This is a genomic window from Pseudomonas sp. 008 (assembly GCF_016861935.1).
Classification (GTDB): domain Bacteria; phylum Pseudomonadota; class Gammaproteobacteria; order Pseudomonadales; family Pseudomonadaceae; genus Aquipseudomonas.
Genome location: NZ_BOMA01000002.1, coordinates 1 through 15122, shown reverse-complemented (window position 1 = coordinate 15122; position 15122 = coordinate 1). Strand labels below are relative to the sequence as shown.

General features: G+C 60.1%; 14 protein-coding genes. 4 read left to right on the top strand and 10 right to left on the bottom strand.

What is annotated here, in order from left to right; translation table 11 throughout:
* Positions 1-33 precede the first annotated feature (33 nt).
* From JUI81_RS04735 to JUI81_RS04720, 4 genes are all read right to left on the bottom strand, one after another.
* Positions 34-999, bottom strand: a complete 966-nt coding sequence (locus JUI81_RS04735; RefSeq protein WP_204123865.1) for a 2-oxoglutarate and iron-dependent oxygenase domain-containing protein — start codon at positions 997-999, stop codon at positions 34-36.
* Between the two features lie 79 nt (positions 1000-1078).
* Positions 1079-2161, bottom strand: a complete 1083-nt coding sequence (locus JUI81_RS04730; protein ID WP_028940367.1) for a BMP family ABC transporter substrate-binding protein — start codon at positions 2159-2161, stop codon at positions 1079-1081.
* 237 nt (positions 2162-2398) lie between these two features.
* Complete coding sequence (locus JUI81_RS04725) at positions 2399-3757, bottom strand: 8-oxoguanine deaminase (RefSeq protein ID WP_204123864.1); 1359 nt, start codon at positions 3755-3757, stop codon at positions 2399-2401.
* A gap of 199 nt (positions 3758-3956) precedes the next feature.
* Positions 3957-4643, bottom strand: coding sequence for an SDR family oxidoreductase (locus JUI81_RS04720; protein ID WP_019582311.1), 687 nt, complete (start codon positions 4641-4643; stop codon positions 3957-3959).
* A gap of 92 nt (positions 4644-4735) precedes the next feature.
* On the opposite strand from JUI81_RS04720, the gene JUI81_RS04715 reads away from it, so the two are divergent.
* Positions 4736-5149, top strand: coding sequence for a hypothetical protein (locus JUI81_RS04715; RefSeq protein ID WP_204123863.1), 414 nt, complete (start codon positions 4736-4738; stop codon positions 5147-5149).
* Here the strand turns inward: JUI81_RS04715 and JUI81_RS04710 are convergent.
* Genes JUI81_RS04710 through JUI81_RS04700 form a run of 3 tightly spaced genes read right to left on the bottom strand, consistent with a single transcriptional unit; the run spans position 5146 to position 8755 of the window.
* The gene (locus JUI81_RS04710; RefSeq protein WP_019582313.1) at positions 5146-6072 is read right to left on the bottom strand and encodes an ABC transporter permease; all 927 of its coding nucleotides are present in this window, start codon (positions 6070-6072) and stop codon (positions 5146-5148) included. The genes JUI81_RS04715 and JUI81_RS04710 overlap by 4 nt on opposite strands.
* Positions 6072-7178: an ABC transporter permease gene (locus JUI81_RS04705; protein ID WP_019582314.1), complete on the bottom strand. Its 1107-nt coding sequence runs from the start codon at positions 7176-7178 to the stop codon at positions 6072-6074. Before JUI81_RS04705 ends, JUI81_RS04710 begins: the two co-directional genes overlap by 1 nt.
* 11 nt (positions 7179-7189) lie before the next feature.
* Positions 7190-8755 (bottom strand): ABC transporter ATP-binding protein, encoded by a 1566-nt coding sequence (locus JUI81_RS04700; RefSeq protein ID WP_204123862.1) that lies wholly within the window; start codon positions 8753-8755, stop codon positions 7190-7192.
* Positions 8756-8785: 30 nt separating this feature from the next.
* Between JUI81_RS04700 and JUI81_RS04695 the strand changes: the two genes are divergently transcribed.
* Positions 8786-8962, top strand: a complete 177-nt coding sequence (locus tag JUI81_RS04695; RefSeq protein WP_156043991.1) for a hypothetical protein — start codon at positions 8786-8788, stop codon at positions 8960-8962.
* A gap of 370 nt (positions 8963-9332) precedes the next feature.
* Here the strand turns inward: JUI81_RS04695 and JUI81_RS04690 are convergent, their stop codons facing one another.
* From JUI81_RS04690 to JUI81_RS04680, 3 genes are all read right to left on the bottom strand, one after another.
* A complete protein-coding gene (locus JUI81_RS04690; protein ID WP_019582316.1) occupies positions 9333-9914 on the bottom strand; it encodes a YigZ family protein in 582 nt (193 codons plus the stop codon).
* A gap of 7 nt (positions 9915-9921) precedes the next feature.
* Complete coding sequence (locus tag JUI81_RS04685) at positions 9922-10572, bottom strand: TetR/AcrR family transcriptional regulator (protein WP_018928367.1); 651 nt, start codon at positions 10570-10572, stop codon at positions 9922-9924.
* Between the two features lie 110 nt (positions 10573-10682).
* Positions 10683-11603: a LysR family transcriptional regulator gene (locus JUI81_RS04680; RefSeq protein WP_007940170.1), complete on the bottom strand. Its 921-nt coding sequence runs from the start codon at positions 11601-11603 to the stop codon at positions 10683-10685.
* Positions 11604-11729: 126 nt separating this feature from the next.
* Between JUI81_RS04680 and JUI81_RS04675 the strand changes: the two genes are divergently transcribed.
* Positions 11730-13079 (top strand): aspartate aminotransferase family protein, encoded by a 1350-nt coding sequence (locus tag JUI81_RS04675; RefSeq protein WP_018928366.1) that lies wholly within the window; start codon positions 11730-11732, stop codon positions 13077-13079.
* A gap of 63 nt (positions 13080-13142) precedes the next feature.
* Positions 13143-14636 (top strand): CoA-acylating methylmalonate-semialdehyde dehydrogenase, encoded by a 1494-nt coding sequence (locus JUI81_RS04670; protein WP_019582319.1) that lies wholly within the window; start codon positions 13143-13145, stop codon positions 14634-14636.
* Positions 14637-15122: the final 486 nt, after the last annotated feature.

The following is a 15122-nucleotide window of genomic DNA, read 5'->3' as shown; positions in this document are numbered from 1 at the left end:
GAAACAATGAGTAAAACCTGACCAGCCGGTTCATTACACGGCTTCCTGTTCCCGTCGATAAGCGTAGGTGTCGGCAAAGCGCGAGAGCAAGAAGCCGGCGCAAGTGGTGGCCGGATACTTCGCCGGATGCTGTTCGTCCTGGCAACCGGGCAGGCACTCGATGGGGGTGTCGGGATGTGGCTCGGCAAAGAACGGCATCGAGTACCGATCCACTCCCAGCGGGCTGATCACCCGATGTGGCGTCGACAGGTAACGGTCGTTGCTCCAGCGCGCCATCATGTCGCCGAGGTTGACCACGAACGTGCCTTCCATCGGTGGCGCATCGATCCATTCGCCCCGCACGTTGCGCACTTGCAGTCCGCCAGCGGCATCCTGATAGAGCAGGGTGATGCAACCGTAATCGGTGTGAGCGCCGGCACCTTGCTGATCGATGGAGCTGGCAGTGTGGCGCGGCGGGTAATGGATCATCCGCAGCACGCTGACCGGTTCTTTGAAACGGCTATCGAAGAAGTCACGCTCGATGCCCAATGCCAGGGTCATGGCTCGCAGCAGGGTTTGCGCGAGTGCTTGCATGTCGACGTAGTGCTGCTCCATCAGCGATTCCCAACCGGGCATCGACGGATGACGGTTGGGTCCGCGCAAGGGTTTGTCCGCCAGCACCTCGGGATGATCGGCGGGCAGGTGCAGGCCCATGTCGAAGGTTTCTTTCAGATCGCTGGGTTTGCTCGGGTCGAGTTGTTCGGTGGCGATGGCGCCATAGCCGCGGTGGTGGCGGGTCCGGGTGATGTCGATCTTGAGTTTTTCGGCGGCGGGCAGGGCGAAGAAGCGTTGGGCATGTTCGAGCACCGCCTCGATGCGCGACGGGGCGATCGGGTGGCCCTTGATATAGAAAAAGCCCCATTCGCGGCAGGCGCGGTCGATGCCTGTGGCGACCGATTGCCAGGCTTGAGCGTCATCGCTGTAGAGCGGGGCGATGTCGATGATCGGGAGTTGGTTCATGCGAAGTCCTGCATCCAGCAGATGAGCTGTTATGTGGGAGCGAGCCCGCTCCCACAGGGTTTTGTGTTCCTGACCGGAATTACTTCGGCATCTCGGCCTTCATGCCTTCCACGTAGTAGTTCATCGACGCCAGTTGCGCATTGGTCGCGCTCACGCCCGCCGGGATTTTCTCCACGCCAGCCTGATCCTTGATCGGCCCGGTGAATGGATGCAGCGCACCGCTCTTGATGTCGGCAATGATCCGCTCGGCTTCGGTTTTCACCGCGGCCGGCACCAGGTCGCTGATTGGCAGCTCAACCGTGCCTTCCTGCAAACCGCCCCAGTAATCCTGGGATTTCCATGCATGGTCGAGCACACTTTGGGTCGCCTGAATGTAGTGCGGGCCCCAGTCGTTGACGATAGACGTCAACACCGCTTTCGGCCCGAAGTGCGCCATGTCCGATGCATAGCCGACGGCATACACGCCACGCCGTTCTGCTGCCTGGATCGGCGCCGGGCTGTCGGTGTGCTGGAACACCACGTCCACGCCCTGATCGATCAGCGCATTGGCGGCGTCGGCTTCCTTGCCCGGATCGAACCAGGAATTGACCCACACCACTTTGATCTCGGTGCCCGGGTTGTACTTGTTCAGCGCCAGCTGGATGGCGTTGATGTCGCGGATCACTTCTGGAATCGGGAAGGAAGCGACGTAGCCGATTTTCTTGGTCTTGGTCATCTTCGCCGCAAGGAAACCGCCGACGTAGCGGCCCTCGTAAGTGCGTGCCAGGTAAGTGCCGAGGTTCTTGTCCTGCTTGTAGCCGGTGGCGTGTTCGAAGGTCACCTTGGGAAATTGCTTGGCAACTTTCAGGGTCGGGTTCATGTAGCCGAAAGACGTGGTGAAGATCAGGTCGTACTGGTCCTTGGCCATGTTGCGGATCACCCGCTCGGCATCGGCGCCTTCGGCGACGTTCTCCACGTAGTTGGTGGTGATCTGGTCACCGAACTTCTCCGCCAGCGCCTTGCGCCCCTGTTCATGCTGATACGTCCAGCCGTGATCACCGATCGGGCCGATATAGACGAAGCCGACTTTCAGCGGGGCGGCAGCACTGGCGGTCAGACTGGCGCTCAAACCGATGGCTGCGGCGACAGCGCAAAGCAGCTGCTTCAACGGACGTTTGTGCATGAACTGGAACTCCATTTTGTTGTGAGGTGTATCGGGTCAATGCAAATTGCTGACCAACAGGACAACAAAATAAAAAGATCGCAGCCTTCGATACCTCACGCCTCTGTAGGCGCTGCCGAAGACTGCGATCTTTTGATGTTCAATACATCACCGGAGCCAACCCGGTGCAGAGGCTCCAACTCATGCCATCCGCTGGTGCGGACAGCTCACACAAAGCTGTGGGAGCGGGGGAGTGTGTCAGGTACCGGCGATCAACTGCCGAGCCGCCTGGCTGTGATCGGCGATCAACCCTTTCAGATCCAGCCCCTCGACTTGCCCATCGATCACCCGCCACTTGCCGCCGATCATCACCCGGTCCGCCCGGTCCGCGCCGCACAGCAGCAGCGCCGACACCGGATCATGGCTGCCGGAGAAGCGCAGTTCATCCAGTTTGAACAGCGCCAGATCCGCTTGCTTGCCCACCGCCAGTTCGCCGATGTCGCTGCGCCCGAGCAACTGCGCCGAACCCTTGGTGGCCCAGCCCAATACGCGTTCCGGGGTGATCTTCTGCGCGCCATAACGCAGACGCTGGATGTACAGCGCCTGTCGGGTTTCGAGCATCATGTTCGAGGCGTCGTTGGACGCCGAACCGTCCACGCCCAGGCCCAGCAACGCGCCAGCGTCGGTCAACTCGATGGTTGGGCAAATCCCTGAAGCCAGGCGCATGTTCGAACTCGGGCAATGGCAAATACCGGTGCCGGCCGCGCCGAGGCGGGCGATTTCGTCGGGGTTGAAATGAATGCCGTGGGCCAGCCAGGTGCGTGGGCCGAGCCAGCCGACGCTGTCCAGATAATCCACGGTACGCAGGCCGAAGCGTTGCAGGCAGAAGTCTTCTTCGTCGAGGGTTTCGGCCAGGTGAGTGTGCAGGCGCACGTCGAGGGTGTTTGCCAGTTCGGCGCTGGCGGACATGATTTGCGGGGTTACTGAAAATGGCGAGCAGGGCGCCAAAGCGATCTGGATTTGCGCGCCGTCACCGCGTTCGTGGTACTCGGCAATCAAGCGTTGGCTGTCGGCGAGAATCACTTCGCCTTCCTGGACAGTCTGCTGCGGCGGCAGCCCCCCGTCTTTTTCACCGAGGCTCATCGAACCGCGAGTGAGCATGGCGCGCATGCCCAGTTCGCGGACACTCTCGACCTGCACGTCGATCGCATTTTCCAGTCCTTCCGGAAACAGGTAATGGTGATCGGCCGCAGTGGTGCAGCCGGACAACAGCAACTCGGCCAACGCGACTTTGGTGGCGAGGGCGAGTTTTTCCGGCGTGAGCCGCGCCCAGACCGGATAGAGAGTTTTCAGCCATGGGAACAACGGCTGATTGATCACCGGCGCCCAGGCGCGGGTCAGGGTTTGATAGAAGTGGTGATGGGTGTTGATCAGCCCCGGCAGGATCACATGTTCGCGGGCATCGAAGACTTGTCCACAGGGGGCTGACGGCTGCTGGCCGACGCCGAGCACTTCGACGATCAAACCGTCTTGCAGCACCAGACCGCCACGGGCATCGAGCGCGTTGGCCGTGAAAATGGCGAGGGGGTTTTTTAACCAGGTACGGGTCGCAGGCATAGTGGCCGGCTCCTCTGAAAGTGGGGTTCAGGGTTGCCAGCTCAGTGTTGCCCTGTCTGCTGATCCAGGGTCGCCGCGGGGGGCGAGGTGCGGAGTTTCAATCAAAAAAGCTTCGCGGGCAAGCCTCGCTCCTACGGAGTCATGCGTCGGACCTGTAGGAGCGAGGCTTGCCCGCGAAGGCGTCAAATCCAACACCCGATTACCAGGGAATGGTTTCACCCCGGTAGTTCACAAAATGATGCCCGCCCTTGCCGGCATACGCATTCACCTGATCGATCAGCCCGCGGGTGCTGGTTTCCACATCGATGTCGGCACCTTCGCCACCCATGTCGGTCTTTACCCAGCCCGGGTGCAGCGACAGCACGGTGAGTTTCTGTTCGCCCAATTGCGTGACGAAGCTGTTGGTCATCGAGTTCAGCGCCGCTTTGCTGGCCTTGTACAGCGCCAGCTCCGGCGCGTCGGGCATGGTCACGCTGCCCAGCACCGAACTCATGAACGCCAGCACGCCACTGCCTTCACGAATCTGCGCGACGAAACGCTGGGCCAGGTTGATCGGCGCCACGGCGTTGGTGAAGAACAGTTGACCGACCTCGGCCAGGGTCGCGCCACCCGGCGTCTGGACCTCCGGCCCCTTGACCCCGGCATTCACGAACAACAGGTCAAACACCTCGCCCTTGAGCTGCTGGCTGAGGGCGATGACCGCTTGCTGGTCGTCCATGTCGAGTTTTTCGATCCGTACCTTGCCCAACGCCTGCAAGGCTTCGGCACCCTGTGGGTTGCGCACGGTGGCGGTGACTTGCCAGCCGTCGGCCAGCAGGGTTTTCACCAGACCGAGGCCCAGTCCCCGGGAGGCGCCGATGATGAGTGCGGTTTTTGCCGTGGACATGAATGGCTTCCTTGATGTCTTGAGAGGGCTTGACCCTGGAGCATACTCCAGGCTTTAGCCTTGTTGCTCCCTGAATGTATGGAGCAATGCCAATGTGGACTTCAACGCAATATCGTCAACTGGTGCGTGGCAGCGGGTGGTACGACCTGATCGTCACGGCGGCATTTGCCACGCCGTGGAGTTTTGCGGCGTTGCATGGCGTGCTGTTAAACCTGAGTCAGACTTTCAATCTGCCCGGCGAGCTACCGCCGTTCGAGCCGATGCACATGCTGATGGCCAATCTGTTGGGTTCGATTGTGTGCGTGTGGGCCGTGCTGCGGATTCGCGATCCGCAGCCGGTGTTTGGGCGATATGACGCGGTGGGGAGGTTTCTGTTTTCGGCTTGGCAGGCTTATGCCCTGGCCCATGGGGCGAGTTCGCTATTGGCGATTTTCCTGTTCTTTGAATTGGCGTGGGGCGTGGCTCAGGTGTTGCCGGTTCGGACGCCTTCACGGGCCACCATTTAATGCCCCGCCCGCCACGGCTGCCCCAACGACACCGGCGCATACAATCGTGTGCGCACGGCATCCCGGGACAGCAGCACCAACACCACAATGGTCGCGACATACGGCAGCATCGCCAGCAGACTCGACGCAATCGCCAGCCCCAACCCCTGCGCCACCAAATGCAGGATGCTGGCGAGACCAAACAGATACGCTCCAAGCAGCAACCGCCACACTCGCCAACTGGCAAACACCACCAGCGCCAGGGCAATCCAGCCGCGACCGGCGCTCATGTTCTCTGCCCACATCGGCGTATAGGCCAAGGACAAATATGCCCCAGCCAACCCCGCCATCGCCCCGCCAAACAGCACCGCCAGCGTACGCACGCGCAACACCGGCAAGCCCATTGCACTGGCGGCGTCCGGGCTTTCGCCGACCGCCTGAATAATCAACCCTACGCGACTTTTCACAATCACCCAGGCCACCAGCGCAAACAGGGCAAACGACAGATACACCAACAGGTCCTGGGCAAACAGCATCCGCCCGATCAGCGGAATTTCACTCAGATAAGGAATCGCCAGCGGCTCGAAACCCGCCAACGGTTTGCCGACCCACGCAGCGCCAACGAAGGTCGACAGGCCCACGCCGAAGATCGTCAACGCCAACCCTGTCGCCACCTGGTTGGCGTTGAACACCAGCGCCACCAGGGCGAACAGCGACGACAACAGCATCCCGGCGAACATCGCCAGCAACACGCCGAGCCAGAGATTGCCGCTGTTCAGGGCGACGATAAAACCGATCACCGCCCCAAACAGCATCATGCCTTCCTGCCCAAGATTGAGGACGCCGCTCTTCTCGCAGATCAACTCGCCCAACGCCACCAACAACAGCGGTGTGCCACAGCGAACCATGGCATAGAAAATATTGCTCAGCAGATCGATATCCATCACAAGGCTCCAGCTTGTACGGCGGTGGTCGAGGTGCGCCGTACCCAGCGCAGGTTCAAACGTGGTCGGTAGAGAATCAGCACGTCACTGGCCAGCAGGAAAAACAGCATCATCCCCTGAAACAATTGAGTGATGGCTTGCGGCAGGTTCATGCTCATCTGCGCGTTTTCGCCACCGATGTACAGCAGCGCCATCAACAGGCTGGAAAACAGAATGCCGATGGGATTCAGCCGTCCGAGAAACGCCACGGTGATCGCCGCATAGCCATAACCCGGCGAAACCTGCGGCACCAGTTGGCCGATGGGCCCGGTGACTTCGCAAACCCCGGCCAGCCCCGCCAGGCCACCGCTGATCAACAGCGCCAGCCAGATCAGCCGCTTCTCGCGAAAGCCGACAAAACCCGCCGCGCGCTTGTCCAGCCCGAGCACTTTGATCTGGAAACCGACAAAGCTCTTCTGCAACAACACCCATACCGCGACCAGCGCGAGCAAGGCGAAATACACGCCCGCATGAACCCGACCGTCCTCCATCAACAACGGCAAACGACTGGCATCGCCAAACATCGCCGACTCCGGAAAGTTGAACCCGGCCGGGTCCTTCAGCGGTCCGTGGACACAGAACAGCAGCAGGTTCAAAGCGATGTAATTGAGCATGATGCTGGTCAGGATTTCATTGGCGTTGAAGCGTGTGCGCAACCATGCGGTCAGCCCGGCCCACGCGGCACCGGCCAGGGTTCCGGTGAGCAGGATCAACACCAGCGCCCAACGGCTTTGCAGGCTGATGATGTTCACCGCCAACGCACTACCGGCCAGGGCTCCGAGCAGCAACTGACCTTCGGCGCCGATGTTCCAGATCCGTGCCTGATACGCCACTGCCAGGCCCAACGCACAGAGCAGAATCGGCAACGCTTTGACCAACAGTTCGGAGACGCCGTACAGGTCGCTGATCGGTGCAATCAGCAAGGTGTGCAAGGTCAGCAACGGGTCGTGGCCCAGCGCGATAAACAACAATGAGCCACAGCCCAGGGTCAACACAGCCGCCAGCAACGGCGAGCACCACAACATCAGGCGCGATTGCTGGCCACGGGGTTCGAGAGAAAGCAGCATGTGAAACTCCGTTAAAGCGTTACGGGTGCAGGTGATTGAGGTACGTCGAACTGGCCGGCCATCCAGCCACCGACATCGATCAGGCGGGTGTCGACGGTGGCTTGCAGTGCTGACAGCCGGCCGCCGCACAGGGCGCCGAGGCGATCGCTGATCTGGAACAGTTCGTCGAGGTCTTCGGAGATCACCAGGATCGCCGCGCCGGCGTCGCGCAAGGCAATCAGCGCTCGGTGAATGGTCGCGGCGGCGCCGACGTCCACGCCCCAGGTCGGGTGCGCGGCCACTAACAATCTGGGTTGCTGAAGGATTTCTCGGCCGAGGATGAATTTCTGCAAGTTGCCACCAGACAGGCTGCGAGCCGCTGCCTGGGCATCGGGTGTCTTGACCCCGAAGCGGCGGATGATCTCTTCGGCCAGTGCCTCGACCTTGCCGCGCTGGATCAGCCCGTTGCTGACCAGCCCCTGTTGAAAGGCGGTGAGCAGGGCGTTATCCGCCAGACTCAGTTCCGGCACTGCGCCATGGCCCAGACGCTCGGCGGGGACGAAGGCCAGGCCGAGTTTGCGTCGTGCATCCGGCCGCAGGTGCGCCACCGGTTGCCCGCCGAAACTGATTTTCGCCCCGTCATTTCCCGGCAGCCGTTCTTCACCGCTAAGCAAGGCCAGCAACTCATCCTGGCCATTGCCGGCCACCCCGGCGACACCGACGATTTCGCCGCTGCGCACCTCGAGATCAATGCCCTTGAGCGAGCAGCCGAACGGGTCCGGGTTGTGCCAGGACAATCCAGTCACGTTCAGAAACGCATCAGCCCCCCTGACCTTCGGATAGTCAGTAATCAGCTCAGCGGCTTCACCGACCATTAACTGCGCCAGTTGCTGGTCCGAACACTCGGCCGGCACGCAATGCCCGGCCACTCGTCCGCCGCGCAACACCGTGGCGCTGTGGCACAACGCACGCACTTCGCCGAGCTTGTGGCTGATGAACAGAATGCTGCAGCCCTCGGCGGCCAGTCGGCGCAACGTGATGAACAATTCGTCGGCCTCTTGCGGGGTCAGTACCGACGTCGGCTCATCGAGAATCAGCAGGCGGATGTCCTGCATCAGGCAGCGAATGATTTCCACCCGCTGACGCTCGCCGATGGACAGGCTGTGGACCAGTCGCTCCGGTTCCAGCGCCATGCCATAGCGTTGGGACACCTCGCGGATTTTCGGTTCAAGCTGCTTCGGCGTACCCACCGCAGCGCCCATCGCCAAGGCGATGTTCTGCGCCACGCTCAGGGTTTCGAACAGCGAGAAATGCTGGAACACCATGCCGATCCCGAGGCTGCGGGCCTGGGCCGGATTGCGCATGGTCACGCGCTGGCCCTGCCAGATCATCTCCCCTGAGTCGGCGTGTGTGACGCCGTAGATGATCTTCATCAGGGTACTTTTGCCCGCACCGTTTTCGCCGAGCAGGGCGTGGATTTCACCGGGCGCAATGCTCAAGTCGATGGCATCGTTGGCCAGGCAACCGGGGTAACGTTTGCTGATTCTGCGCAATTGCAGGCGGGGTGTTTGATCGGGGGGAGGCGCGGGGTTGGACATGACAGGCTCGGGTCGCAAAAGGATATGCCTGTGGATAAAGCAATTTCCTGGCCATTGAGTCAGGAAATCGGCAAAAGCCTGTTGGCACAGGCGTTGCGGACGCTGCCTCGACCTATTCCAATTCCTGGAGAGGCACCACTTGAGGGCAAGCCTTTTGATCAGGCTCCGGTTTTGCGCGTGATCAATTGGTCAAAAAACGAGCAATAAGCTGAAAGCTATGTCGAACAGGGGGCTGCGCCAGCCATGAACGGGTTATCCACAGCTTGTTCCACAGTATCTGTGCGCAAGCCGGCCGTGTGGGCATAAGCACTGAGGGGCTTTCTTCTAATGGCGATAAACCGCTCTAACTGATTGTTTTTACATGGAATAAACGTCGCGGCTGGCAAGTTGGACAAAAAATGAGCAAAGCCCGCAAAGCCGCATGACAGAAGGGTTACAGCAGAATGTGCTCAGGTTATCCACAGCCGGGTGCACAGCAGATGTGGGCAAGTGTCGAGAGCAAAGAAAATCGGGGTGCCCCAAAAGATCGCAGCGGCCACAGGCGCGTAGAGCTGCCGAAGGTTGCGATCTTTTGATCTTAACGCTGCAACAAAATACGCCCGCGACTTAAGTCCGCCAGCTGCGTTTGCAGCGTACTTATCTGCCCGTCGCCAATCGCCAATTGCAGTTCCACACCATTGGCCGTGAAGGTTTCCTCCACCACCAAACCACCCAGCTCCGCGACCCGAAGCTTCACCAACGCCAACTCGCCAAATGCACAGGCACAACTGACCGGCACCCGACTGATCAACTCGACTTTCGGTGCCCCTTGCAGGCATTTGTTGGCACTGCCGCCGTACGCTCGGGCGAGGCCGCCGGTGCCCAACTGGATGCCGCCATACCAGCGGATCACTACGACCGCGACCTGATCGCAATCCTGCGCTTCAATCGCCGCAAGGATCGGCCGGCCAGCGGTGCCACCGGGTTCGCCATCGTCAGTGCTGCGGTATTGATCGCCGAGCTTCCAGGCCCAGCAATTGTGCGAGGCGTTCAAATCACTGTGTTGCTCGATGAACGCCTGGGCATCGGCTGCGCTGGCGATCGGCGCGGCGAGGGCGATGAAGCGGCTTTTGCGAATCTCTTCGCGGTATTCGCAAAAACCGCTGAGGGTAAAAGGCATGGGTGTCTTAAATAGCCGGCGTCAGGCCGCAGCCTTTGAGAATGATGCGAATCAGGTTGCTGCCGGCGTCTTCCATGTCTTGCTTGGTCAACTTGGTGCGCCCGGTGACACGGCAGATCTGCGTGGCAAAGTCGGCGTAATGCTGGGTGCTGCCCCACAGCAGGAAAATCAGGTGCACCGGGTCGATCGGGTCCATTTTGCCGGCGTCGATCCACGCCTGGAATACCGCGGCCCGACCTTGAAACCAGGTGCGGTAGTCCTGGTTGAAATGCTCGGTCAGGCAATCACCGCCGCTGATGACCTCCATGGCGAAGACCCGCGAAGCTTGTGGCTGGCGCCGGGAGAATTCCATTTTGGCGCGAATGTATCGCGTCAATGCTTCTGCCGGATCGTCCTCGACGGTCAGGGTATTGAAGGTGCTGTCCCACAATTCAAGGATGTTACTCAGCACCGCCACGTACAAACCGAGTTTGTTGGTGAAGTAGTAATGCAGATTCGCTTTGGGCAACCCGGCTTTCTGCGCGATGGTGTTCATGCTGGTGCCTTTGAACCCGTGACGGGCGAACTCGTCTTCGGCGGCTTTGATGATGGTCTCTTCGTTCTTCTGACGAATGCGGCCGGCGGGTTTGCCGCCGTGGGCTGGGACTTCAAAGGTCATAGGCACTTCCGAACAGGTAGATGGGTGCAACCAGATGCGTTGATAGCGCACCCACGGGCCTCAGACAAGTCCTATGGCGATAAAACCTTGGGTACCGCTCCCACAAGCTTTCAGCGAGTCGCCGCCAGACTCTCCAAAAAACTCTCCAGAACCAGATGCGGGCGACGGCCCTTGCGTGTAACCGATGCCAGGCTCAGGTCATAAAAGCGCGCCTTGGGTTTCAGTGCACGCAAACGGCCTTGCTGCACCCAGAGGCTGGCGTAGTGATCCGGCAGGTAACCAATGTAGCGCCCGGTCAGGATCAGAAAGGCCATGCCTTCGCGATCCGACGCACTGGCGGTGCAATTGAGCGCCTGGTAATGGGCCTGAATCTCGGCGGGCAAACGGAAGGTCGGGGCGATGGCGTCCTGGCTGTTGAGGCGCTCATCATCCAGTTGTTTGTCGTCGACATAGAACAGCGGATGGCCGACCGCGCAATACAGCAGCGAGCGTTCGCTGTAGAGCGGCTGATACTCCAGCCCCGACAACGCGCTGGCTTGCGGCACCACGCCGACATGCAAGCGACCGTCGAGCACGCCTTGTTCGACTTCATTGGGCGCAATCATGCGGATCTGGATCTGCACGTCGGGGCCGCGTTCCTTCAATTGGGCCAGGGCGTGGGTGATGCGCATGTGGGGCAGGGTGACCAGGTTGTCGGTCAGGCCGATGGTTAATTCGCCGCGCAAGTGTTGGTGCAGGCCGTTGACCTCGGTGCGGAAACTTTCCAGCGCACTTAATAGCTGCAACGCAGATTGGTAGACCTCACGGCCTTCTTCGGTCAGGGAAAAACCCGCGCGACCTCGCTGGCACAGGCGCAGCCCCAGGCGTTGCTCCAGATCGCTCATTTGCTGGCTGATGGCCGAGCGACCGATACCCAGCACCGATTCCGCCGCGGAGAAGCCGCCACACTCCACCACGCTGCGAAAAATCCGCAGCAGGCGGATATCAAAGTCACTGACTTGCGCCAGCGGATCGGGGCGACGGGTACTCATAGTTTAGTCCGGGCCTGACTGAAGGTTAGAAAAGTTGGATTTCACCGACTTTATCCCCGTGGCAATTTAGCTGCAAGAACGCTTTTGATCTCCACGCCGCTTATTTTGCCCTGCGAGGTTTTGCCCATGAACGTGCCTGAAAACGCCCCGACTTCCCTGGCCAGCCAGCTCAAGCTTGACGCTCACTGGATGCCCTACACCGCGAACCGCAATTTCCAGCGCGACCCGCGCCTGATCGTGGCGGCCGAGGGCAGTTGGCTGACAGACGACAAGGGCCGCAAGGTCTACGATTCGCTCTCGGGTCTGTGGACCTGCGGCGCCGGGCACACCCGCAAGGAAATCCAGGAGGCGGTGGCCAAGCAATTGGGCACTCTCGATTACTCGCCGGGCTTCCAGTACGGTCACCCGCTGTCGTTCCAGTTGGCCGAGAAAATCACCGACCTGACCCCGGGCAATCTGAATCACGTGTTCTTCACCGATTCGGGTTCCGAATGTGCAGATACCGCGGTGAAAATGGTGCGTGCCTACTGGCGCCTGAAAGGCCAGGCGACCAAGACCAAGATGATCGGCCGCGCTCGTGGTTATCACGGCGTGAACATCGCCGGCACCAGCCTCGGCGGCGTGAACGGCAACCGCAAACTGTTCGGTCAGGCGATGATGGATGTCGATCATCTGCCGCACACCTTGTTGGCGAGCAATGCTTTCACTCGTGGCATGCCGGAGCAGGGTGGTATCGCGCTGGCGGATGAATTGCTCAAGTTGATCGAACTGCACGATGCCTCGAACATCGCCGCGGTATTCGTCGAGCCATTGGCCGGCTCCGCTGGCGTGCTGGTTCCGCCGCAGGGTTACCTCAAGCGTCTGCGCGAGATCTGCGATCAGCACAACATCCTGCTGGTGTTCGACGAAGTGATCACCGGTTTCGGTCGTACCGGTTCGATGTTCGGTGCCGACAGCTTTGGCGTGACCCCGGACCTGATGTGCATTGCCAAGCAAGTCACCAACGGCGCGATCCCGATGGGCGCGGTGATTGCCAGCTCCGAGATCTACCAGACCTTCATGAACCAGGCGACGCCTGAGTACGCGGTGGAATTCCCGCACGGCTACACCTATTCCGCCCACCCGGTGGCTTGCGCCGCAGGCCTGGCGGCACTCGACCTGCTGCAAAAGGAAAACCTGGTGCAGAGCGTGGCCGAAGTCGCACCGCATTTCGAAAACGCACTGCACGGTGTGAAGGGCAGCAAGAACGTCATCGACATTCGCAACTACGGGTTGGCCGGTGCGATCCAGATTGCACCTCGCGACGGCGATGCCATCGTGCGTCCGTTCGAAGCTGGCATGGCGCTGTGGAAAGCCGGGTTCTACGTGCGCTTCGGCGGCGACACCCTGCAGTTCGGCCCAACCTTCAACAGTAAGCCACAGGACCTTGATCGTCTGTTCGATGCGGTCGGCGAAGTGCTGAACAAGATCGACTGATTCCCTCTTCTATATAAAGGCGTCCTTTCAAAGGACGCCTGTGGACAATTTCAGGAGCCCCGCATGAGCCTCATCCCGCATTTAATCAATGGCGAACTGGTGACCGAAGACGGTCGCACGGCCGATGTGTTCAACCCGTCCACCGGCCAGGTTATCCACAAGCTGCCGTTGGCCAGCCGCGAAACCATTCAGAAAGCCATCGACTCTGCCAAGGCTGCGTTCCCGGCTTGGCGCAATACGCCAGCGGCCAAGCGCGCTCAGGTGATGTTCCGTTTCAAGCAACTGCTGGAACAGAACGAATCCCGCATCGCACAACTGATCAGCGAAGAACACGGCAAGACCCTGGAAGATGCTGCCGGTGAATTGAAGCGCGGGATCGAGAACGTCGAGTTCGCGTGCGCGGCACCAGAAATCCTCAAGGGTGAGTACAGCCGTAATGTCGGGCCGAACATCGATGCCTGGTCGGATTTCCAGCCATTGGGCGTGGTGGCCGGCATTACCCCGTTCAACTTCCCGGCCATGGTGCCGCTGTGGATGTATCCGTTGGCGATCGTCTGTGGCAACTGCTTTATCCTCAAGCCGTCCGAGCGCGATCCAAGCTCCACGCTGCTGATCGCTCAATTGTTGCTGGAAGCCGGCCTGCCGAAAGGCGTGCTGAGTGTGGTGCATGGCGACAAGGCCGCAGTGGACGCGCTGATTGAAGCGCCGGAAGTCAAAGCGTTGAGCTTCGTCGGTTCGACGCCGATTGCCGAATACATCTACGCCGAAGGCACCAAGCGCGGCAAACGCGTCCAGGCGCTGGGCGGGGCGAAGAACCATGCGGTATTGATGCCGGATGCAGATCTGGATAACGCGGTCAGCGCGTTGATGGGCGCCGCTTACGGTTCGTGCGGTGAGCGCTGCATGGCGATTTCGGTGGCCGTGTGTGTCGGTGACCAGGTGGCGGATGCGTTGGTGGCCAAACTGACACCGCAGATCAAGGCACTGAAAATCGGCGCTGGTACAACTTGTGGCCTGGACATGGGGCCTCTGGTCACCGGTCAGGCGCGGGACAAGGTCAGCGGTTATGTTGAAGACGGCGTAGCCGCCGGTGCGAAGCTGGTGGTGGACGGTCGTGGTCTGAGCGTGGCCGGTCATGAGGACGGCTTCTTCCTGGGTGGCTGCCTGTTCGATAACGTCACGCCAGAGATGCGCATCTATAAAGAAGAGATCTTCGGGCCGGTGCTGTGCGTCGTCCGGGTCAACAGCCTGGAAGAGGCGATGCAACTGATCAATGATCACGAGTATGGCAATGGCACCTGCATCTTTACCCGTGATGGGGAAGCGGCGCGGTTGTTCTGCGATGAGATCGAAGTGGGTATGGTCGGCGTCAACGTACCGTTGCCGGTGCCAGTGGCGTATCACAGCTTTGGCGGCTGGAAGCGTTCGCTGTTCGGCGATCTGCATGCTTATGGCCCGGATGGCGTGCGGTTCTATACCCGTCGCAAGGCTATTACCCAGCGCTGGCCGCAACGGGCAAGCCATGAAGCTTCGCAATTCGCATTCCCTAGCTTGTAAGTAGAAGGGCAGAAGGCCGACCTCTTGAGGTCGGCCTTTGTGTTTTCGGGCTGTTTTGACCGATATGACAGAAATGTGAAATTAGAGGTTGACGGCAGATTCTGGACGTCTATAATTCGCCCCACTTCCGGCGCAGTCGAAACGGAAAACTCCTTGGTAAACAACGAGTTACGCAGTTTTCGGCAGCGGTTACGCTTCAGTTCATCGAAGCCAGAAGGAGTTGGTAAGGCAGGGTATTGTCGCCTTATTGACGGTTCGATCTTCTCGGTCGAAAGCGGAGAAAAAGAGGTGTTGACAGCAGCGACTAACGCTGTAGAATTCGCCTCCCGCTAACGAGAGATCGGAAGCGCAAGTGGTTGAAGTTGCTGATGTTTCTTACGGGAAACTTTGAAAACTTCTGAAAATAACCGCTTGACAGCAACAGAGGCTGCTGTAGAATGCGCGCCTCGGTTGAGACGAAAGATCTTAACCAACCGCTCTTTAACA